The 21849-nt window shown below is 54.9% G+C and carries 16 protein-coding genes, 2 pseudogenes and 1 riboswitch; of the genes and pseudogenes, 13 read left to right on the forward strand and 5 right to left on the reverse strand.

What is annotated here, in order from left to right; translation table 11 throughout:
- Positions 1 to 46 precede the first annotated feature (46 nt).
- The 4 genes from sgrR (at position 47) to thiQ (ending at position 5143) form a co-directional block, all read left to right on the forward strand.
- Entirely contained in the window at positions 47 to 1705 is a 1659-nt protein-coding gene (sgrR, locus tag AAYN39_RS04015; protein ID WP_001139028.1) for an HTH-type transcriptional regulator SgrR, read from the forward strand.
- A gap of 46 nt (positions 1706 to 1751) precedes the next feature.
- A riboswitch (TPP riboswitch) is annotated at positions 1752 to 1851 on the forward strand.
- A 31-nt stretch (positions 1852 to 1882) separates the two neighbouring features.
- Complete coding sequence (gene thiB / locus AAYN39_RS04020; RefSeq protein WP_000915326.1) at positions 1883 to 2866, forward strand: thiamine ABC transporter substrate binding subunit; 984 nt, start codon at positions 1883 to 1885, stop codon at positions 2864 to 2866.
- Positions 2842 to 4452, forward strand: coding sequence for a thiamine/thiamine pyrophosphate ABC transporter permease ThiP (gene thiP, locus AAYN39_RS04025; RefSeq protein WP_000235645.1), 1611 nt, complete (start codon positions 2842 to 2844; stop codon positions 4450 to 4452). Before thiB ends, thiP begins: the two co-directional genes overlap by 25 nt.
- Entirely contained in the window at positions 4436 to 5143 is a 708-nt protein-coding gene (gene thiQ, locus AAYN39_RS04030; protein ID WP_000915973.1) for a thiamine ABC transporter ATP-binding protein ThiQ, read from the forward strand. Before thiP ends, thiQ begins: the two co-directional genes overlap by 17 nt.
- Positions 5144 to 5181: 38 nt before the next feature.
- Here thiQ and AAYN39_RS04035 read toward each other — a convergent pair whose 3' ends face one another.
- The gene (locus AAYN39_RS04035) at positions 5182 to 5949 is read right to left on the reverse strand and encodes a DedA family protein (RefSeq protein WP_001148375.1); all 768 of its coding nucleotides are present in this window, start codon (positions 5947 to 5949) and stop codon (positions 5182 to 5184) included.
- Positions 5950 to 6067: 118 nt separating this feature from the next.
- The gene (araC, locus tag AAYN39_RS04040; RefSeq protein ID WP_000852388.1) at positions 6068 to 6913 is read right to left on the reverse strand and encodes an arabinose operon transcriptional regulator AraC; all 846 of its coding nucleotides are present in this window, start codon (positions 6911 to 6913) and stop codon (positions 6068 to 6070) included.
- A gap of 340 nt (positions 6914 to 7253) precedes the next feature.
- Here araC and araB point away from each other — a divergent pair, with 340 nt between their 5' ends.
- From araB to araD, 3 genes are all read left to right on the forward strand, one after another.
- The gene (gene araB, locus AAYN39_RS04045) at positions 7254 to 8963 is read left to right on the forward strand and encodes a ribulokinase (RefSeq protein WP_000951805.1); all 1710 of its coding nucleotides are present in this window, start codon (positions 7254 to 7256) and stop codon (positions 8961 to 8963) included.
- A gap of 10 nt (positions 8964 to 8973) precedes the next feature.
- The gene (gene araA, locus AAYN39_RS04050; RefSeq protein WP_000151698.1) at positions 8974 to 10476 is read left to right on the forward strand and encodes an L-arabinose isomerase; all 1503 of its coding nucleotides are present in this window, start codon (positions 8974 to 8976) and stop codon (positions 10474 to 10476) included.
- Between the two features lie 140 nt (positions 10477 to 10616).
- Complete coding sequence (gene araD, locus AAYN39_RS04055; protein ID WP_000888641.1) at positions 10617 to 11312, forward strand: L-ribulose-5-phosphate 4-epimerase; 696 nt, start codon at positions 10617 to 10619, stop codon at positions 11310 to 11312.
- A 5-nt stretch (positions 11313 to 11317) separates the two neighbouring features.
- Here araD and AAYN39_RS04060 read toward each other — a convergent pair whose 3' ends face one another.
- A complete protein-coding gene (locus tag AAYN39_RS04060) occupies positions 11318 to 11737 on the reverse strand; it encodes a DUF4751 family protein (protein WP_001103153.1) in 420 nt (139 codons plus the stop codon).
- 517 nt (positions 11738 to 12254) lie between these two features.
- Between AAYN39_RS04060 and AAYN39_RS04065 the strand changes: the two are divergent.
- Positions 12255 to 12653: pseudogene (locus AAYN39_RS04065) on the forward strand (YdcF family protein); the annotation flags it as partial.
- A 75-nt stretch (positions 12654 to 12728) separates the two neighbouring features.
- On the opposite strand, the gene AAYN39_RS04070 reads toward AAYN39_RS04065, so the two are convergent.
- Positions 12729 to 13934, reverse strand: a complete 1206-nt coding sequence (locus AAYN39_RS04070; protein WP_014341280.1) for an RNA-guided endonuclease TnpB family protein — start codon at positions 13932 to 13934, stop codon at positions 12729 to 12731.
- 22 nt (positions 13935 to 13956) lie between these two features.
- Here AAYN39_RS04070 and tnpA point away from each other — a divergent pair, with 22 nt between their 5' ends.
- The 5 genes and pseudogenes from tnpA to rluA all read left to right on the forward strand — a co-directional run bounded on the left by tnpA (position 13957) and on the right by rluA (position 20839).
- Positions 13957 to 14397: an IS200/IS605-like element ISSen6 family transposase gene (gene tnpA / locus AAYN39_RS04075; RefSeq protein ID WP_000458341.1), complete on the forward strand. Its 441-nt coding sequence runs from the start codon at positions 13957 to 13959 to the stop codon at positions 14395 to 14397.
- A 74-nt stretch (positions 14398 to 14471) separates the two neighbouring features.
- Positions 14472 to 14693, forward strand: a pseudogene (locus AAYN39_RS04080) (YdcF family protein); the annotation flags it as partial.
- Positions 14694 to 14736: 43 nt separating this feature from the next.
- Positions 14737 to 17088: a DNA polymerase II gene (gene polB, locus AAYN39_RS04085; RefSeq protein WP_000035599.1), complete on the forward strand. Its 2352-nt coding sequence runs from the start codon at positions 14737 to 14739 to the stop codon at positions 17086 to 17088.
- Between the two features lie 173 nt (positions 17089 to 17261).
- A complete protein-coding gene (gene rapA / locus AAYN39_RS04090) occupies positions 17262 to 20168 on the forward strand; it encodes an RNA polymerase-associated protein RapA (protein ID WP_001116972.1) in 2907 nt (968 codons plus the stop codon).
- A gap of 11 nt (positions 20169 to 20179) precedes the next feature.
- The gene (rluA, locus tag AAYN39_RS04095) at positions 20180 to 20839 is read left to right on the forward strand and encodes a bifunctional tRNA pseudouridine(32) synthase/23S rRNA pseudouridine(746) synthase RluA (protein ID WP_000525195.1); all 660 of its coding nucleotides are present in this window, start codon (positions 20180 to 20182) and stop codon (positions 20837 to 20839) included.
- Between the two features lie 94 nt (positions 20840 to 20933).
- On the opposite strand, the gene djlA is transcribed toward rluA, so the two are convergent.
- Positions 20934 to 21746: a co-chaperone DjlA gene (gene djlA, locus AAYN39_RS04100; protein ID WP_001200595.1), complete on the reverse strand. Its 813-nt coding sequence runs from the start codon at positions 21744 to 21746 to the stop codon at positions 20934 to 20936.
- Positions 21747 to 21849: the final 103 nt, after the last annotated feature.

Genomic DNA, 21849 nt, shown 5'->3' on the forward strand with positions numbered 1-21849 from the left:
ATAGGGATAATAAAATTGCTGAGTTTTTCATCGGAGTTCCCCTTTTATGCCCTCAGGTCGCCTGCAACAACAATTTATCCGTCTCTGGCAATGTTGTGACGGTAAAACGCAAGACACCACGCTTAATGAGCTGGCGGATCTGCTGAACTGTTCGCGTCGCCATATGCGTACGCTGCTAAATACGATGCAGGCGCGCGGTTGGCTAACATGGGAAGCCGAGGTCGGACGCGGAAAGCGTTCGCGTCTGACGTTCCTGTATACCGGACTGGCGCTGCAACAGCAGCGGGCGGAAGACCTGCTGGAACAAGATCGAATCGATCAACTGGTACAACTGGTCGGCGATAAAAGCGCTGTCAGGCAAATGCTGATTTCCCATCTGGGACGCAGCTTCCGCCAGGGGCGGCATATTCTGCGGGTTCTTTACTATCGTCCGATGCACAATCTCCTGCCGGGAACCGCATTACGTCGCTCGGAAACTCATATTGCCCGGCAAATTTTCAGTTCGCTCACGCGGGTAAATGAGGAAAACGGGGAACTGGAAGCGGACATTGCGCACCACTGGCAGCAAATTTCCCCTTTACTGTGGCGCTTCTACCTGCGCCCCGGCATTCATTTTCATCATGGCCGCGAGCTGGAGATGGAAGATGTCATCGCCTCGCTGACGCGTATCAATACGCTTCCGCTTTACTCGCACATCACAAAGATAGACTCCCCTACCGCGTGGACGCTGGATATTCATCTTTCCCAGCCGGATCGCTGGTTGCCGTGGCTGCTGGGCCAGGTCCCGGCGATGATTTTGCCGCGGGAGTGGGAAACGCTGGCTAATTTCGCCAGCCACCCTATCGGCACCGGGCCTTATGCCGTGCGGCGTAATACGCCAAACCAGCTCAAGATACTCGCCTTTGATGATTACTTCGGCTATCGGGCGTTGATAGACGAAGTGAACGTCTGGGTACTGCCGGATATCAGTGAAGAACCGGCCTGCGGCTTGATGCTGGAAGGGCCAATACAAGGCGGTGAAAAAGCGATAGAAAGCCGACTGGAAGAGGGGTGCTATTACCTGCTATTCGACGCCAGAACGCCGCGCGGCGCGCATCCGCAGGTCAGAGAATGGGTAAGCCACGTCCTCTCCCCCACCAATTTACTCTATCATGCCGATGAACCGCTACAGCAGCTCTGGTTCCCGGCCTATGGGCTTTTACCGCGCTGGCACCACGCCCGTCCAGGCCCGGGCGAAAAACCCGCCGGGCTGGAAACCCTCACGCTGACCTTCTATCGCGAACACATTGAGCACCGGGTTATCGCCCGTATCATGAGCGCGCTTCTGGCTGAACATCAGGTGCATCTGCATATTCAGGAGATCGACTACGATCAATGGCACGCCGGCGAGATCGAAAGCGATATCTGGCTCAATAGCGCTAACTTTACGCTGCCGCTGGATTTCTCGCTGTTCGCGCACCTGTGCGAAGTACCGCTCTTGCAGAACTGCATTCCGCGCGACTGGCAGGACGACGCCGCGCAGTGGCGCGCTGGCGAGATGAACCTGGCGAACTGGTGCCAGCAACTGCTGGCCAACAAAGCGATTGTGCCGTTGATCCACCACTGGCTGATTATCCAGGGACAACGCAGTATGCGCGGGCTGCGCATGAATACCCTCGGCTGGTTTGATTTTAAATCGGCGTGGTTTGCGCCGCCAGATCCTTAACGCCAGCTCTTGATTGCTGCCCGGCAACAAAATCACTACACTAACGCCGAACTCAACGGGGTGCCGCGCTCATGCGCGCGCTGAGAAAATACCCGTCGAACCTGATCCGGATAATGCCGGCGAAGGGATTTGAGGCTACCTCTCAAGTCCTTTGCCACTCTTTAACTGAGGTGCAAAGTGTTAAAAAAATATCTTCCGCTTTTACTCCTGTGCGCGGCGCCTGCTTTCGCCAAACCCGTTCTCACCGTCTATACCTACGACTCGTTCGCCGCCGACTGGGGGCCAGGCCCGGCGGTGAAAAAAGCGTTTGAAGCCGATTGCAACTGCGAGCTGAAACTGGTGGCGCTGGAGGATGGCGTTTCGCTGCTCAACCGCCTGCGGATGGAGGGGAAGAACAGCAAAGCCGATGTGGTGTTGGGGCTGGACAATAATCTGCTGGAGGCGGCCACGCAAACTAAACTCTTTGCCAAAAGCGGCGTGGCGAATGAGGCGGTCAAGGTGCCCGGCGGCTGGAAAAACGACACATTTGTGCCGTTCGATTACGGCTATTTCGCCTTTGTCTACGATAAAAGCAAGCTGAAAAATCCGCCGAAAAGCCTGAAAGAACTGGTCGAGAGCGATCAAAAATGGCGGGTGATTTATCAGGATCCGCGTACCAGTACGCCAGGGCTGGGGCTGTTACTGTGGATGCGCAAAGTTTATGGCGATAACGCGCCGCAGGCCTGGCAAAAACTGGCGGCCAAAACGGTGACGGTGACGAAAGGCTGGAGCGAGGCCTACGGTTTATTTCTGAAAGGTGAAAGCGATTTGGTGCTCAGTTACACCACCTCTCCGGCGTATCACATTATTGAAGAGAAGAAGGACAATTACGCCGCCGCGAACTTCAGCGAAGGCCATTACTTACAGGTAGAAGTCGCGGCGCGTACCGTCGCCAGTAAGCAGCCGGAACTGGCGGAGAAATTCCTCAAATTTATGGTTTCTCCGGCGTTTCAGAACGCCATACCCACCGGCAACTGGATGTACCCGGTAGCGGACGTCGCCTTACCCGCAGGGTTTGAATCATTGGCCAAACCCGCCACAACGCTGGAATTCACGCCGCAACAAGTGGCAGCACAACGCCAGGCATGGATTAGCGAATGGCAACGCGCCGTCAGCCGTTAATTCCCGGCTGGCTGATTCCGGGGCTGTGCGCCGCCGCGCTGATGATAACCGTCTCGCTGGCGGCCTTTCTGGCGCTTTGGCTGAACGCGCCGTCGGGCGCGTGGTCGACACTCTGGCGGGATAGCTATCTGTGGCATGTGGTGCGCTTCTCATTCTGGCAGGCGTTTCTGTCCGCAGTGCTGTCTGTGGTCCCGGCGGTTTTTCTCGCCCGCGCGCTTTATCGACGCCGTTTTCCTGGACGTCTGGCGCTGCTGCGTCTGTGCGCCATGACGCTGATTCTGCCGGTACTGGTTGCCGTGTTCGGCATTCTTAGCGTGTATGGACGTCAGGGCTGGCTGGCCTCGCTGTGGCAGATGCTGGGGCTTCAGTGGACATTCTCCCCCTACGGCTTGCAGGGCATTTTACTGGCGCACGTCTTTTTTAATCTGCCAATGGCGAGCCGTTTGTTGCTGCAATCGTTGGAAAGCATTCCCGGCGAGCAGCGCCAGCTCGCCGCCCAGCTCGGTATGCGCGGCTGGCATTTTTTCCGTTTTGTCGAATGGCCGTGGCTGCGCCGCCAAATTCCGCCCGTCGCGGCGCTGATTTTTATGCTCTGCTTCGCCAGTTTCGCAACGGTCCTGTCGCTCGGCGGCGGCCCGCAGGCCACCACTATCGAACTGGCTATCTTTCAGGCGCTCAGTTATGACTACGATCCCGCCCGCGCGGCGATGCTGGCATTAATCCAGATGGTCTGCTGCCTGGCGCTGGTACTGCTAAGTCAACGGTTGAGCAAAGCGATTGCGCCGGGGATGACGCTGACGCAGGGCTGGCGCGATCCTGACGATCGTCTCCACAGCCGTCTGACGGACGCCTTATTAATCGTGCTGGCGCTACTATTGCTGCTTCCGCCGCTGGTCGCCGTGGTGGTCGATGGCGTCAACCGCAGCCTGCCGGAAGTGCTGGCGCAACCCATTCTGTGGCAGGCTGTCTGGACATCGCTACGCATTGCGCTGGCGGCGGGCGTTCTGTGTGTGGTGCTGACCATGATGCTGCTGTGGAGTAGCCGCGAGCTACACCAACGCCAGCAACTATTCGCCGGACAAACGCTGGAACTCAGCGGAATGTTGATCCTCGCGATGCCGGGGATCGTGCTGGCGACAGGCTTCTTTTTACTGCTCAATAACAGCGTTGGCTTACCGGAATCCGCCGACGGCATCGTGATTTTCACCAATGCGCTGATGGCAATCCCCTACGCGCTAAAAGTCCTGGAAAACCCAATGCGCGATATTACCGCCCGTTATGGAATGCTGTGCCAGTCATTGGGAATTGAAGGCTGGTCGCGGTTAAAGGTCGTGGAACTGCGGGCGCTGAAACGTCCGCTGGCGCAGGCGCTGGCGTTTGCCTGCGTACTTTCTATCGGTGATTTTGGCGTCGTCGCGCTTTTCGGCAATGACAATTTCCGCACGCTGCCGTTTTATCTGTATCAGCAGATCGGCTCCTACCGCAGCCAGGACGGCGCGGTGACCGCGCTGATACTGTTGCTGCTCTGTTTTACGTTATTTACCCTCATAGAGAAACTACCGGGCCGACATGCTAAAACTGATTGATATCACCTGGCTTTACCATCATTTGCCGATGCGTTTTACGCTGGCGGTAGAACGCGGCGAGCAGGTGGCGATTCTTGGCCCCAGCGGCGCGGGGAAAAGCACGTTGTTGAATTTAATTGCCGGTTTTCTTGCGCCTGCCAGCGGTACGCTACTGATTGCCGGCGAAGACCATACGCTTACGCCGCCCTCACGCCGTCCGGTCTCAATGCTGTTTCAGGAGAATAATTTATTCAGCCACCTGAATGTGCAGCAAAATATCGGTCTGGGGCTAAACCCTGGGTTAACGCTCAACGCCAGCCAGCGGGAAAAACGGGACGCTATCGCACGTCAGATGGGCATTGAGAGTCTGATGGCGCGTTTACCGGGCGAACTGTCCGGCGGGCAGCGTCAGCGGGTAGCGCTGGCGCGCTGCCTGGTACGTGAACAGCCGGTGCTGCTGCTGGATGAACCGTTCTCCGCGCTCGATCCCGCGCTGCGCCAGGAGATGCTGACGTTGGTCAGCGATATCTGCCGCGAGCGACAGCTCACGCTGTTGATGGTCTCGCACAGCGTGGAAGATGCGGCGCGGATTGCGCCCCGGTCAATCGTCGTCGCCGACGGACGCATTGCGTGGCAAGGCAAAACAGACGAGCTACTAAGCGGTCAAGCCAGCGCCTCAGCGCTATTGGGCATCAAATCCCATATTTTGTAGGCCGGATAAGGCGAAGCCGCCATCCGGCAAAGGAATCGTTAGTAACCCACAACTTTGCGCAGAATATCGATATACACCGGCATCAGCGGGTGGCGAACCAGCACCACCAGCGCGACCACGCCGATCCCGAGCGTCAACGGCGCCAGATACAGCAAACGGCTGCGGGGGAGATACGCGGTTAAACGATCGACTGCCGCTTTGCCGCTGCGCCACAGCCGCCAGCATAGCCAGCCTCCGACCCACAGCAGCAACGCCGTCGCCAGCAGCAGCCATTTGAAATCTCCGCTCTGCATATCGGAAGGAATATCGATTGCCGCTCCCGCCAGAATGCCCGGCAGGAAATAAAACGGCGGCCACAGCAAACAGCCAATCAAGTTTGGCCCAATAAATTTCGCTACGGGAAGATCCAGCATCCCTGCCACCATCGGCACCAGCGGCCTCGTCGGACCGACAAAACGTCCGACCAGGATCGTGAACATACTGTGCTGATGCAGCGCATGTTCGGTTTTATCCAGCAGCGACTTGTTCTTTTTCATAAAAGACCAGCGGTGTAGCGGCTTTTTAAAGCGCCACCCCAGCCAGAACGAAATCCAGTCGCCCATCAGACAGCCGATAATACCCACCAGCCAGGTATGCCAAAAATTGAGCTCGCCGCTGCCGATAAGCGCGCCCAGCCCCGCCATCAGTACCGTGCCGGGTAAAATCAACCCCACCAGCGCCAGCGATTCCAGGAAGGCGACCAGCAACACGGCGATGAGCGAATACAGAGTGGATTGGGTAATAAAGTGTTCCAGCAGTGCTTGCATAGTGTGTCCGTCAGCGTGATGAAGCAGGGATTCTGCTTACCCCGTCCCCCTTCGTCAAGCCGTCAATTATCCGAATAGTTACGGCTTATGACATCTTTGTGGACACATCATTCACTTTTTATTCACATCTGGCCCTGAACTCGCTAGGACTTGCCCCGGTGCATTTTTTAAATACCCGCGAAAAATAGAGCTGATCGTCAAATCCAACATTGCGCCCAACGGTCGCTATCGGCATTCGCGTGGTGCTAAGCAGGAGTTTCGCCTGGCTGATACGCTGATCTTCGCGCCAGCTCAATACGCTAATGCCTAACTGCTGGCGGAACAGATGCGATAACCGGGAGGGCGACAGGCAGACATGCTGGGCGACGCTGGCGATATCAAAATGACTGTCTGCCAGATGGTCGCTGATATACTGGCAGGCATCGCGCACACGGCTATCCATCGGCGGATGCAACGACTCATTAATTACCGCCATACGTCTGAGCAACAACTGCTCCAGCAGATTGATCGCCAGTAGCTCAGAATAGCGACCTTCCCCTTGCCCGGCGCTGATGATCTGCCCGAACAGTTCGCTGAAATGCGGCTGGCGCGCCTCGTCCGGGCGGAAAAATCCTGTCTGAGCAAAGATTGTCGGCCAGGTCAGCCACTCCTGCCAGTAGGCGCGAGGCCGGAAATAAACCCACTGGTGATACCACCCGCTGGCATCCGGATGCCGTCCATAGTGATGAATCTCGCCCGGCGGAAACAATAATATATCGCCAGGCCGACAGACAAACTGCTCGCCATTATTATTAATGACGCCCTCTCCGCGGATGGTCAGGTTAAGAATATATCCCTTCATGCCCAACGGACGATCGATAAAAAAATCCAGATATCCATTCGCTTCAATTGGCGTCAGCCCGGCGACCAGATGGGCATTAAATGAATATCCCGGCAATAGCGGATCATTTTGCGTTTCAGCCATGATTTCTCTACCCCCCGATGTTCAGAGAAGAAACAAATTGTCCATATTGACCAGGACGACAGAGCTTCCGTCTCCGCAAGACCTTGCGCTTGATGAAAGCACGTATCAACCCCGCTTGTGAAAAGCGCTTTGTAACAAAAGCGTACAGTTCAGGCGATAAAATTAAGTAACAGAAGTGTCTATAACTATGGCTGGAATGTCCACATTGAATATTTGCACAGCGTCACACTTTGCAAAGCATTAGCATTTTTGTCCATAAGATTAGCGGATCCTGCCTGACGGTTTTTGCCGCGACTCTCTACTGTTTCTCCATACCTGTTTTTCTGGATGGAGTAAGACGATGGCAATTGCAATTGGCCTCGATTTTGGCAGTGATTCAGTGCGCGCTCTGGCAGTGGACTGCGCCACCGGCGACGAGATCGCCACCAGCGTAGAGTGGTATCTGCGCTGGCAAGAAGGCCGTTATTGCGACGGCCCGAACAACCAGTTCCGTCATCATCCGCGCGACTACATGGAGTCAATGGAGGCCGCGCTGAAAGCCGTTCTGGCACAATTAAGCGCCGCGCAACGCGCAAATGTCGTTGGCATTGGCGTTGACAGCACCGGTTCTACGCCAGCGCCGATTGACGCCGACGGTAACGTCCTGGCGCTGCGTCCGGAGTTCGCCGAGAACCCGAATGCGATGTTTGTGCTGTGGAAAGATCACACCGCCGTGGAAGAAGCCGACGAAATCACTCGTCTGTGCCATAAGCCAGGTAAGGTCGACTACTCCCGCTATATTGGCGGCATTTACTCCAGCGAATGGTTCTGGGCGAAGATTCTGCACGTCACCCGCCAGGATAGCGCCGTCGCGCAGGCCGCCGTCTCGTGGATTGAACTGTGTGACTGGGTGCCGGCGCTGCTTTCCGGCACCACTCGCCCGCAGGATATCCGCCGTGGCCGCTGCAGCGCTGGGCACAAAACACTGTGGCATGAAAGCTGGGGCGGTCTGCCGCCCGCGAGCTTCTTTGATGAACTCGATCCGTGCATTAACCGTCATCTGCGCTACCCGTTATTTAGCGAAACCTTCACCGCCGATCTGCCCGTGGGCACCCTGTGCGCCGAATGGGCGCAGCGCCTCGGCTTGCCGGAAAGCGTGGTGATTTCCGGCGGCGCGTTCGACTGTCACATGGGCGCGGTCGGCGCGGGCGCACAGCCCAATACGCTGGTAAAAGTCATCGGCACGTCAACCTGCGACATTCTGATTGCGGATAAACAGAGCGTCGGGGATCGCGCCGTGAAAGGCATTTGCGGTCAGGTTGACGGCAGCGTGGTGCCGAACTTTATCGGTCTGGAAGCGGGCCAGTCCGCTTTCGGCGACATCTACGCCTGGTTTAGCCGCGTGTTGAGCTGGCCGCTGGAACAACTTGCCGCGCAGCACCCGGAACTGAAAACCCAGATTAACGCCAGCCAGAAGCAGCTATTGCCAGCGCTCACCGACGCCTGGGCGAAAAATCCGTCCCTGGATCACCTGCCGGTGGTGCTCGACTGGTTCAATGGTCGCCGTACACCCAATGCCAACCAGCGTCTGAAAGGCGTCATTACCGATCTCAATCTCGCCACCGACGCGCCAGCGCTGTTTGGCGGTCTGGTCGCCTCGACCGCCTTCGGCGCGCGCGCCATTCAGGAGTGTTTTACCGAGCAGGGTATCGCGGTCAATAACGTGATGGCGCTTGGCGGCATCGCCCGTAAAAATCAGGTCATTATGCAGGTCTGCTGCGACGTACTGAATCGTCCGTTGCAGATCGTCGCTTCCGACCAATGTTGCGCATTAGGCGCCGCTATCTTTGCCGCCGTTGCCGCGAAAGTCCATGCCGATATTCCTGCCGCCCAGCAAAGCATGGCGAGCGCGGTAGAACGCACTCTGCGTCCCCGCCCTGAACAGGCGCAACGCTTCGAACGGCTTTACCGCCGCTACCAGCAGTGGGCGCTAAGCGCAGAACAACATTATCTTCCGACTGCCGCGCCGGCGCCAACGACCCCGGCCAATCAGGCAATCCTGACTCATTAAGGACACGACAATGACGATTTTTGATAATTATGAAGTATGGTTTGTGATTGGCAGCCAGCATTTGTATGGCGCAGAAACCCTGCGCCAGGTCACCCAACATGCCGAGCATGTGGTCAACGCGCTGAATACCGAAGCCAAACTGCCATGTAAACTGGTATTAAAACCGCTGGGCACCTCGCCGGATGAGATTACCGCCATTTGTCGTGACGCCAATTATGACGATCGCTGCGCGGGGCTGGTGGTCTGGCTGCACACCTTCTCCCCGGCCAAAATGTGGATCAACGGGCTGAGTATCCTTAACAAACCACTACTGCAATTCCATACCCAATTTAACGCCGCCCTGCCGTGGGACAGCATCGATATGGACTTTATGAACCTGAACCAGACTGCGCATGGCGGCCGAGAGTTCGGTTTTATCGGCGCGCGGATGCGCCAGCAGCACGCGGTCGTCACTGGCCACTGGCAGGATAAAGAGGCCCATACGCGTATCGGCGCCTGGATGCGCCAGGCGGTCTCTAAACAGGATACCCGCCAGCTAAAAGTCTGCCGCTTCGGCGACAATATGCGTGAAGTCGCAGTGACTGACGGTGATAAAGTGGCCGCGCAAATCAAATTTGGCTTTTCGGTCAATACCTGGGCGGTCGGCGATCTGGTGCAGGTGGTGAATTCTATCGGCGACGGCGATATCAGCGCTCTGATTGACGAGTATGAAAGCAGCTATACCCTGACGCCCGCCACCCAGATCCACGGCGATAAACGCCAGAACGTGCGGGAAGCGGCGCGCATTGAACTGGGGATGAAGCGTTTCCTGGAACAGGGCGGCTTCCACGCATTCACTACTACTTTTGAAGATTTACACGGTCTGAAACAACTTCCGGGTCTGGCCGTACAGCGTCTGATGCAGCAGGGCTACGGCTTTGCGGGCGAAGGCGACTGGAAAACCGCCGCTCTGCTTCGCATTATGAAAGTGATGTCAACCGGTCTGCAGGGCGGCACCTCATTTATGGAGGATTACACTGACCACTTCGAGAAAGGCAACGATCTGGTGCTCGGCTCGCACATGCTGGAAGTGTGTCCCTCCATCGCGGTGGAAGAGAAACCGATCCTCGACGTCCAGCACCTCGGCATTGGCGGCAAGGAAGATCCGGCGCGTTTGATTTTCAATACCCAAACCGGCCCGGCGATCGTCGCCAGCCTGATCGACCTCGGCGATCGTTACCGCCTGCTGGTCAACTGCATTGACACCGTAAAAACGCCGCACTCCCTGCCGAAACTGCCGGTGGCTAACGCGCTGTGGAAGGCGCAGCCGGATCTGCCGACCGCCTCCGAAGCGTGGATTCTGGCTGGCGGCGCGCACCATACCGTCTTCAGCCACGCGCTGGATCTGAACGATATGCGCCAGTTCGCAGAAATACACGATATCGAAATCGCGGTGATTGATAACGATACCCGTCTGCCAGCCTTTAAGGACGCGCTGCGCTGGAACGAGGTGTATTACGGTTTAAAACGCTAAAAGTGGTGTCTGAATGCCCGGTGGCACTGCGTTTACCGGGCCTACGGTCCTGTAGGCCGAATAAGGCATTTATGTCGCCATCCGGCACACCGTCGCTCGTAGGCCGGATAAGCGAAGCGCCATCCGGCAGGGAGAAAACAATGTTAGAAGATCTCAAACACCAGGTACTGGAAGCCAATCTGGCGCTGCCAAAACACAACCTGGTCACCCTCACCTGGGGTAACGTTAGCGCCGTCGATCGCGAACGCGGCGTACTGGTGATTAAGCCGTCCGGCGTCGATTATAGCGTCATGACCGCTGACGATATGGTGGTGGTCAGCCTGGAGACCGGTGAAGTCGTTGAAGGTCATAAGAAACCGTCGTCCGATACGCCAACCCACCGTCTGTTATATCAGGCATTTCCGACTATCGGCAGCATCGTACACACCCATTCGCGCCACGCGACTATCTGGGCGCAGGCGGGTCAGCCGATTCCGGCGACGGGCACCACCCACGCCGACTATTTCTACGGTACGATTCCCTGCACTCGCAAAATGACCGAGGCGGAAATTAATGGCGAGTATGAATGGGAAACGGGCAATGTCATTGTTGAAGCCTTTGAAAAACAAGGCATTAACGCCGCTCAAATGCCCGGCGTGCTTGTCCATTCGCACGGCCCGTTTGCCTGGGGTAAAAATGCCGAGGATGCCGTGCATAACGCCATCGTGCTGGAAGAAGTGGCCTATATGGGGATCTTCTGCCGCCAGCTTGCGCCGCAGTTGCCCGACATGCAGCAATCCCTGCTGGATAAACACTATTTACGCAAACACGGCGCAAAAGCCTATTACGGGCAGTAATGCCTCTAAAAACGCGTCCCATGGGGGGCGCGTTGATGAATCTGGTCGGTGATATATTCAGCAAATGCGCTTTGATAGACGTAATGATCAGAACTCACATATTCAATAATATTATCATAATGTCCCTGCCACGCTTTTCCTTCCAGCGCATGGAAGAAAATATAATCTTCGATTGTTGACTGCCAGCGTTGCCCATTTAACAGATAATTAATAATGGTATCCCGATGTCCGTCTTTTCTGTCGTGTCCTTGCCAGTGAAAAAAAGCATTGCCGTTTTCAATAATCTCGGTACGCCAAATCTGTTCTGTCCATGTTTTATACTCAAAAAATCGACTCACGGTTTTTATGGAAGGGTTAGCGCGTTGAGTATTGACGAAAAGATAACGGTCGCTCCCTACCAGACGCGCCTGCATACTCACATTCATAAAAGATCATTCCTGAATACCACAAATTTTGATAAAAACACCCGCACCCGAAAGTCAAAATAAAATTATATTCTAAAATAAAAATTAAATTATGCAGAGAGTTCCCGACGAATTCGCACTGTAATCCATTTTTATTTAACCATAGCGGCCAATTGGAATATTATATTTCTACCTGACGGTGCGGATGTTCCAAATGAAATTGTTACACTTTTCATTAATTAAAACAAACAAAAAATATCGCTTTTTTGTTAATCCGAGAAATAAGTAACAGATTCGAACAAGCGCCTTTCTGAAAAATACTTAATGTATGAAAACAGACTTGACACAAAACGGCTAATACATGGGTAAAAACTGTAAATAAACATGATTCAAAATTAGCAGTTATAGGATAATTATATCTGCTGTATATACCGGCATCATTATATTGATAAATATACGTCAGCAAAAATATCTGACGCTAAAAGCCATTTTATCGTTAAAATATTCATTACACCCGTCACGGGGAACGAACTCATTCATGAAATATCGCTACATCCTCAGAATCGCGGCAGGCATCATTCTCATTATGGCCATGGTGTTTATCCATAACGCTATCGCTATTTATCAGTTCAGTCAGCAAAACCAGACGCGCGTAGCTGACTGCGCGATTGTCGCAGGAGCAGGCGTTAGCGGAAAAACGCCTTCTCCCGTTTTTCAGGCCAGACTGGATCATGCCATCTGGCTTTACCAACAACACATTGTCCGCGCGTTGGTATTAACCGGCGGCTACGGCGCTGGCGCAACGGTTTCCGACGCGGCGATAGCCCGTCAATACGTTCTGGAAAAAGGCATTCCGGCTAAGGCGATTTTTATTGAAGAGCGCTCTACCGTGACGCGCGAAAATATTCGTTACGCAAAACAGATACTGCGACAACAACATTGACATCCTCCCCCACCTTCGCACTTCGTGACTCAGGTGGGGAATTCCCATTAGTGGGTGACGACTGATTGCTCAGCGTCTGGTTCCTGTTTCAGACGGGCGGCCTGACTGCACCATCCCTCCACAGGCAAGAACGGCGTGCCCCGCCGCTAAAATGTTACGAGCGCCGTTTACATCAGCGTTCGCTGTATATCCGCATGCCTGACACACAAATTTACTTTGTGACAGGCGATTTTCTTTCGCGGTATGACCACAGCACGCGCAACGCTGGCTTGTGTATGCTGGCGGAACCGCAAGCACCTGACCGCCACGCCAGAGCTGTTTGTACTCAAGCTGGCGGCGCATTTCATACCAGCCCTGATCCAGTATCGAACGGTTCAGACCTGATTTGGCCTTGACGTTTCGTCCGTGCTGTTCTGCTGTACCTTTTGCCGATTTCGACATGTTACTAACCTTCAAATCCTCAATGACTATCATCGCGTGGTTTTTGCTGATTTCACTGGTAACTTTATGAAGGTAGTCGCGCCGGATATTGGCTATGTGCGAGTGCAGATGCTGGACTTTTCGCTTTTGTTTCTGCCAGTTACTGCTGAATCTGACTTTACGGCTTAACTGCCGCTGGAGTGTTGCCAGCTTGCGCTGACTTGCTTTAAAACTGTTGACTGGTTGGTATACCGTACCGTCTGAAAGCGTGGCGAGTTTTGTTACTCCTGCGTCCAGACCGACTATCGTTGTGCTTGTGTGATTGGGTTCTGCCGTTTCAACTTCAACCTGAAACGAGATATACCACTGTCCCGCTAACTGACTGATTGTCGCATTTTTGATTTTACCGTTCACACGTTGAGATTGCCGGAATTTTACCCACCCAAGACCTGACGGTAGCTTCACTCTGCGATTTTCAAGGCGGCAATATTTCTCAAAGTTCACAAAACGGATTGAGTCTCTGCCCTCATTTTTTCGTTTCCATACCGGGGCCTTAGCTGCGAGCTTTTTATCAAAGCAACGTTTCCATGCAGTATGCAGGTCTTTCAACTTTTGTTGCAGATTGTCGGTATAAGCATCCTGTAAAAAGATGTGTCCCGGCATTTTTTTCCACACTGTAAGCATCCTGTTCAACTCGAAAGCCGAAGGTAACTTTTCGCCTGAACCAAGGATGCGCTTTGTCTCCGCAAGACCTAAATTCCAGACAAAACGGGCGCAACCACATAACTGCCGCAAACGCTGCGACTGTTCAGGCGTTGGTTCCAGTCTGAATTTGTAGGCTTTCAGGATTAGCATCATCACTCAGTGTGTAGGAGATTTGTTTGCTACGTTACTGTTTTTACGGTCAACTTCAATACAAAAACATAAAATTAATCGTTCAAGACATGCCGCCTTCCTTTTGCATGTTCATCTTGTCTTTATAACAAAATACCGTCGAAAGATACTGGGTGAGTCACACTATGCTGCATTCCATCAGTATGCAGCAGAAGTCTGCCGTGATTTTGGCGGAGAACTTAAAGAAAGTAACGGAGACGTCGATCATGTCCACATGCTGATCGAATACCCACCAACAGTGCAGCTTTCGGTACTGGTTAACTCACTGAAAGCTGTGACATCCCGCCGTCTGCGAAACGAATTTATTGATTTGCGGGGAGCATACGGAAAAGCCGTGCTCTGGTCGAGGTCATACTTTGCTGGCTCGTGCGGAGGTGCGCCGCTGGAAGTTGTGAAGCAATACATTCAACATCAGCGTGGCTGATGATCCTTCGGGCTTTTCAAGCCCGTCCAAATTCCCCTCCCGCCTTATGTCGGCGGGAGTACCCTTTGGAGTTAAGATGGTGCACAGCGTTACTGGTCAGCGATCCGCTGCATATGCTGCGTCTGAAAACTATCGCTCAGGATAATGGTATCGATAGCCGCTCATCACCCACGCGAGCCACCCGCTATAAATCCTGGTGGGCGCAAACCCGCTTCTTACTGCGAGAAACTTTTTATTACAGCGGATATCGGCTTTTACGTTATATGCCTGTACAAAATAACAGTATTACCCCCTAAAACAGGTTATAATTAGCGTGAATTTTTTAGACAGGTAATCATCGTGGCGCAGGCAGGTTTCATTTTAACCCGGCACTGGCGGGATACGCCGCAAGGGACGGAGGTCTCTTTCTGGCTGGCGACAGACAACGGCCCTTTGCAGGCGACGCTGGCGCCGCAAGAGTCCGTGGCGTTTATTCCGACCAGCCAGACCTCCCGCGCCGCCTCGCTGCTACAGGCGGAAAAAGACTATCGCCTGACGCCGCTCCAGCTGCGAGACTTTCACCGTCAGCCGGTATCCGGTCTGTATTGCCGCACTCACCGCCAGCTTATGCGGATGGAGAAACTGCTGCGCGAAAACGGCGTCACCGTTTATGAAGCGGATGTCCGCCCGCCGGAGCGTTACCTGATGGAACGTTTTATCACTTCGCCTGTTTGGGTAGATGGCGAGATGCGCAACGGCGTTATCCGCAATGCGCGTCTTAAACCCCACCCCGACTATCGACCGCCGCTAAAATGGGTCTCGCTGGATATCGAAACCACGCGACACGGCGAGCTGTATTGCATTGGTCTGGAAGGCTGCGGCCAGCGTACCGTTTATATGCTGGGCCCGGCGAACGGCGATGAGCGCCAACTGGACTTCGAGCTTGTGTATGTCGCCAGCCGCCCGCAGTTGCTGGAAAAACTCAACGCCTGGTTTGCCGAACATGATCCTGACGTCATCATCGGCTGGAACGTGGTGCAGTTCGACCTGCGTATGCTGCAAAAATATGCCGAACGCTACCGTATCCCTTTACGGCTGGGGCGAGACAATAGCGAACTGGAGTGGCGCGAACATGGCTTCAAAAACGGCGTTTTTTTCGCCCAGGCCAGAGGGCGAGTCATTATCGATGGTATCGACGCGCTTAAATCCGCGTTCTGGAATTTTTCGTCTTTTTCGCTGGAAGCCGTCTCGCAGGAACTGCTCGGCGAAGGAAAATCCATTGATAACCCCTGGGATCGTATGGATGAGATCGATCGCCGCTTTGCCCAGGATAAACCCGCCCTCGCCACCTACAACCTGAAAGACTGCGAGCTGGTCACGCGCATTTTCCATAAAACCGAAATCATGCCGTTTTTGTTGGAACGCGCGACGATCAACGGCCTGCCGGTCGATCGCCACGGCGGTTCGGTCGCCGCATTCGGGCATCTTTACTTTCCGCGAATGCACCGCGCCGGCTATATCGCGCCCAATCTCGGCGAAGTGCCGCCGCTGGCAAGTCCCGGCGGCTACGTAATGGATTCACAACCCGGATTATACGATTCAGTACTGGTGCTGGATTATAAAAGCCTGTACCCGTCAATTATCCGCACGTTTTTGATTGATCCCGTCGGGCTGGTCGAAGGCATGGCGCAGCCGGACCCGGAACACAGTACCGAAGGTTTCCTTGACGCCTGGTTTTCACGAGAAAAGCACTGCCTGCCGGAAATTGTTAGCCAAATCTGGCACGGGCGCGATGAAGCCAAACGTCAGGGCAATAAACCGCTCTCGCAGGCGCTTAAAATCATTATGAACGCCTTTTATGGCGTACTCGGCACCACGGCCTGTCGCTTTTTCGATCCCCGTCTGGCGTCGTCAATCACCATGCGCGGTCATGCGATTATGCGCCAGACCAAAGCGCTGATTGAGGCGCAGGGTTATGACGTGATTTATGGCGATACCGATTCCACTTTCGTCTGGCTCCGGCGCGCGCATTCAGAAGCCGATGCGGCGGAAATCGGGCACAGGCTGGTGCGTCACGTGAACGAATGGTGGGCGCAGACGTTACAACAGCAAAATTTGACCAGCGCGCTGGAACTGGAGTTTGAAACTCACTTTTGCCGTTTTCTGATGCCGACCATCCGCGGCGCGGATACTGGCAGTAAAAAACGCTACGCGGGCCTGATTCAGGAAGGCGACAGCCAGCGCATGGTATTTAAAGGTCTGGAAACGGTGCGGACCGACTGGACGCCGCTGGCGCAGCGCTTTCAACAGGAGCTGTATCTGCGCGTTTTTCGCAATGAACCTTATCAAGACTATGTGCGCGAGACTATCGATAAACTGATGGCGGGCGAACTGGACGCGCAGCTGGTTTATCGTAAGCGTCTGCGTCGCCCTTTACATGAGTACCAGCGTAACGTTCCGTCGCACGTTCGCGCCGCCCGGCTGGCGGATGAACAAAACCTGAAGCAGGGTCGTCCGGCGCAGTATCAGAATCGCGGCGCCATAAAATATGTCTGGACTGTTAACGGCCCCGAGCCCGTGGATTACCAGCAGTCGCCGCTGGATTACGAACACTATCTTACCCGCCAGCTACAACCCGTGGCGGAAGGAATTCTTCCCTTCGTTGAAGATAATTTTGCTACACTACTGACCGGGCAACTGGGGTTATTTTGACGCGTGACGAAAGCGCCGCCTTCCAGTACCATAGCGCCCTTTCCATTCCTGGACCTAATTAACGCCACTACCACATTAGCCTGGTAGCGGGGTCGTATACTCGCAATTATCCAGTGCTGTCGCCTGGGAATGGCGAGTAATGCCTGCAATTAAAGATATAGAGCCGAACACATATGCCTTTTACACTTGGTCAACGCTGGATCAGCGATACAGAAAGCGAGCTGGGACTTGGAACCGTTGTTGCGATGGATGCGCGAACCGTCACCTTACTTTTCCCGTCCACGGGGGAAAACCGCCTGTATGCGCGCAGTGATTCTCCCGTGACCCGCGTCATGTTCAACCCTGGCGATACGATTACAAGCCATGAAGGCTGGCAGCTACATATCGATGAAGTAAAAGAAGAAAATGGCCTGCTTGTTTATGTCGGCACCCGCCTGGATACCGAAGAAACCAATGTGACGTTGCGCGAAGTTCTGCTCGACAGCAAGTTGGTTTTCAGTAAGCCCCAGGATCGTCTGTTCGCCGGTCAAATCGATCGAATGGATCGGTTCGCGCTGCGCTATCGCGCCCGTAAATTTCAGAGCGAGCAGTACCGGATGCCATACAGCGGCCTGCGCGGTCAGCGGACCAACCTGATCCCGCATCAGCTTAATATCGCTCATGATGTGGGTCGTCGCCACGCGCCGCGCGTACTGCTGGCGGATGAAGTGGGCTTAGGTAAAACCATTGAAGCCGGGATGATTCTGCATCAACAGTTATTATCCGGCGCGGCGGAACGCGTATTGATCATCGTTCCGGAAACCCTGCAACACCAGTGGCTGGTAGAAATGCTGCGCCGTTTCAACCTGCGCTTCGCGCTGTTCGATGACGAACGCTATACCGAAGCGCAGCACGACGCGTATAACCCGTTTGAAACCGAACAACTGGTGATCTGCTCGCTGGATTTCGCCCGCCGCAATAAGCAGCGTCTGGAACATTTGTGCGACGCCGAGTGGGATTTGCTGGTGGTCGACGAAGCGCATCATCTGGTGTGGAGCACCGATGCGCCGAGCCGTGAATATATGGCCATCGAACAGTTAGCTGAACGCGTGCCGGGCGTGCTGCTGCTGACCGCCACGCCAGAACAGCTGGGGATGGAAAGCCATTTCGCCCGTCTGCGCCTGCTCGATCCGAACCGTTTCCACGATTTCGAACAGTTTGTCGAAGAACAGAAAAACTACCGCCCTGTCGCCGATGCGGTGGCCATGCTGCTGGCGGGCAATAAACTCAGCAACGACGAACTGAACAGACTGGGCGATCTGATCGGCGAACAGGATATTGAACCGCTGTTACAGGCCGCTAATAGCGATCGCGACGACGCGCAGGCCGCCCGTGATGAGCTGGTGTCGATGCTGATGGATCGCCACGGTACCAGCCGCGTTCTGTTCCGCAACACCCGTAACGGCGTCAAGGGGTTCCCGAAACGTGAACTGCATACGGTAAAACTGCCGCTGCCGACCCAGTATCAGACCGCCATTAAGGTCTCCGGCATTATGGGCGCGCGTAAAAGCGCGGAAGATCGCGCCCGCGATATGCTCTATCCGGAACAAATTTATCAGGAGTTCGAAGGCGATACCGGCACCTGGTGGAACTTCGACCCACGCGTTGAGTGGCTGATGGGCTATCTGACCAGCCATCGTTCGCAAAAAGTGCTGGTGATCTGCGCCAAGGCGACCACCGCGTTACAGCTGGAGCAGGTGCTGCGCGAACGCGAAGGCATCCGCGCCGCCGTGTTCCATGAGGGCATGTCGATTATCGAACGCGACCGCGCCGCCGCCTGGTTCGCCGAAGAAGATACCGGCGCGCAGGTGCTGTTATGTTCCGAAATCGGCTCCGAAGGACGTAACTTCCAGTTTGCCAGCAATCTGGTGATGTTCGACTTGCCGTTTAACCCGGATCTGCTGGAACAGCGTATTGGTCGTCTGGATCGTATCGGCCAGGCGCATGATATCCAGATCCACGTCCCGTACCTGGAAAAAACCGCCCAGTCGGTGCTGGTTCGCTGGTATCACGAAGGGCTGGACGCCTTTGAGCACACTTGCCCGACCGGTCGCGCGATTTATGATTCAGCCTACGCCAGTCTGATTAACTATCTGGCCGCGCCTGAAGAAACCGACGGGTTTGACGATCTGATCAAATCCTGCCGCGAACAACATGAAGCGCTAAAAGCCCAGTTAGAACAGGGCCGCGACCGCCTGCTGGAGATCAACTCCAACGGTGGTGAAAAAGCCCAACAGCTTGCACAAAGCATTGAAGAACAGGACGACGACACCAACCTGATCGCGTTCGCCATGAACCTGTTCGATATCGTCGGCATTAACCAGGATGATCGCGGCGACAACCTGATCGTGCTGACGCCGTCCGACCACATGTTGGTGCCGGATTTCCCCGGCCTGCCGGAAGACGGTTGTACTATCACGTTTGAACGTGACGTAGCCCTGTCTCGCGAAGATGCGCAGTTTATTACCTGGGAACATCCGCTCATCCGTAACGGACTGGATCTGATCCTCTCCGGCGATACCGGCAGCAGCACCATTTCGCTGTTGAAAAATAAAGCGCTGCCCGTCGGCACGCTGCTGGTCGAACTGGTTTACGTCGTGGAAGCGCAGGCGCCGAAACAGCTACAACTGAACCGCTTCCTGCCGCCGACGCCGGTACGTATGCTGTTAGATAAAAACGGCAACAATCTGGCCGCCCAGGTCGAGTTTGAAACCTTCAACCGCCAGCTCAGCGCCGTGAATCGCCACACCGGTAGCAAACTGGTGAACGCCGTTCAACAGGACGTCCACGCCATTTTGCAACTGGGCGAGACGCAGATTGAACAGTCCGCCAGAGCGCTGATTGATAACGCGCGCCGCGAGGCAGATGAAAAACTGTCCGGGGAACTGTCGCGTCTGGAAGCGCTGCGCGCCGTCAACCCGAACATCCGCGACGACGAACTTGCCGCTATCGACAGCAACCGTCAGCAGGTGCTGGAAAGCCTGAATCAGGCAGGCTGGCGTCTGGACGCGCTGCGTCTTATCGTCGTCACGCACCAATAACGGAGCCGTACATGGGGATGGAAAACTACAATCCGCCGCAGGAACCCTGGCTGGTTATCCTGTATCAGGATGAGCACATTATGGTGGTCAATAAGCCCAGCGGCCTGTTGTCCGTGCCGGGGCGTCTGGAAGCGCACAAAGACAGCATTATGACGCGTATCCAGCGCGACTACCCGCAGGCAGAGTCGGTGCATCGTCTGGATATGGCCACCAGCGGCGTGATTGTAGTGGCGCTGACCAAAGCCGCGGAGCGGGAGCTAAAACGCCAGTTCCGCGAACGTGAGCCGAAAAAGCAGTATGTGGCGCGCGTATGGGGGCATCCCTCCCCGGCGGAAGGACTGGTCGACTTACCGCTCATCTGCGACTGGCCGAACCGGCCAAAGCAGAAAGTGTGTTATGAAACCGGCAAACCGGCGCAAACGGAATATAACGTGGTGGAATTTGCGGCGGATAATACCGCCCGCGTGGTGCTCAAACCGATCACCGGGCGTTCGCATCAGCTGCGTGTGCATATGCTGGCGTTAGGCCACCCGATCTTAGGCGATCAGTTTTACGCCTCGCCGGAAGCGTTGTCGCTGGCGCCGCGTTTGCAGTTACACGCCGAAATGCTGACCATTACCCATCCCGCTTACGGTAACAGCATGACGTTTAAAGTCCCGGCAGATTTTTAAATTCTGAGCCAATTTATGCCGGAGCGCTTCGCTTGCCCGGCCTACATTCATTAACGTAGGCCGGATAAGGCGCTAGCCGCATCCGGCAATTCAATCACTTGAAGCCTTTCTGTTCTTTGATTAGCTCATACGCTTTCTGAATTTCCTGCGCTTTTTGCTTCGCCATCTCCATCATTTCCGGCGGCAACCCTTTGGCCACCAGCTTATCGGGATGATGCTCGCTCATCAGTTTGCGATAAGCGCGTTTAATGGTGGTTGCATCATCGGTGGTTTTAACCCCCAGCACATTACAGGCATCTTCCAGCGTCGGGCCGCGCTGCGCCTGCTGCCAGCCGCCGCCGGACTGTTGATGATAACCGCCGCCAAACTGCGCGCCGCCCTGCATCATGCGCAGAAACTGATCGAACTGTACGCGGGAAATACCTAACTCTTCCGCAATCACATACAGCACTTCCCGCTCATTAGGGTGCAGTGAACCATCGGCAAACGCCGCCTGGATCTGAATTTCCAGAAACATCCGGATCAGATCAAAACGCCCGAAGCAGACGCTACGAAACTGCCGCATCTTTTCACGTAATGGGTAATTATCCGCTTTTCCGACCCGAAAGGCGTTCTGCGCGGCAGTACGTGAATCGCCGTGTAAATTCATACGATCCATCAACTGACTGGCGATATGAATATCCGCTTCCGTCACCCGTCCTTTTGATTTGGTTAAGTGGCCCATCACCTCAAAGGTGGTGGCAAAAAACAGCGCCTGCCGTTCCCGCTGGTTGGCAAACCACGCCATTTTTCGGCTGCGGGCTTTGTCGAACATATGGCCCACCAGCAGACCCAGGACCACGCCCCAAAAGCCGCCGCCCATCATCAGGGCTACGGCGACGCCAATTATCTTTCCCCAGTACTGCATAGACTCCCCAAAACGTTACGCTATCGGTGAGGCTATCTCCCACAAAATAAGGTGCTTTTCCGCGAATGAAGGCTACGGTCATTTGTGGGACATCGCCTATAAT

It is taken from the genome of Salmonella sp. K21076 (genome assembly GCF_039650795.1).
In the GTDB taxonomy this organism is placed as follows: Bacteria; Pseudomonadota; Gammaproteobacteria; order Enterobacterales; family Enterobacteriaceae; genus Salmonella; species Salmonella enterica.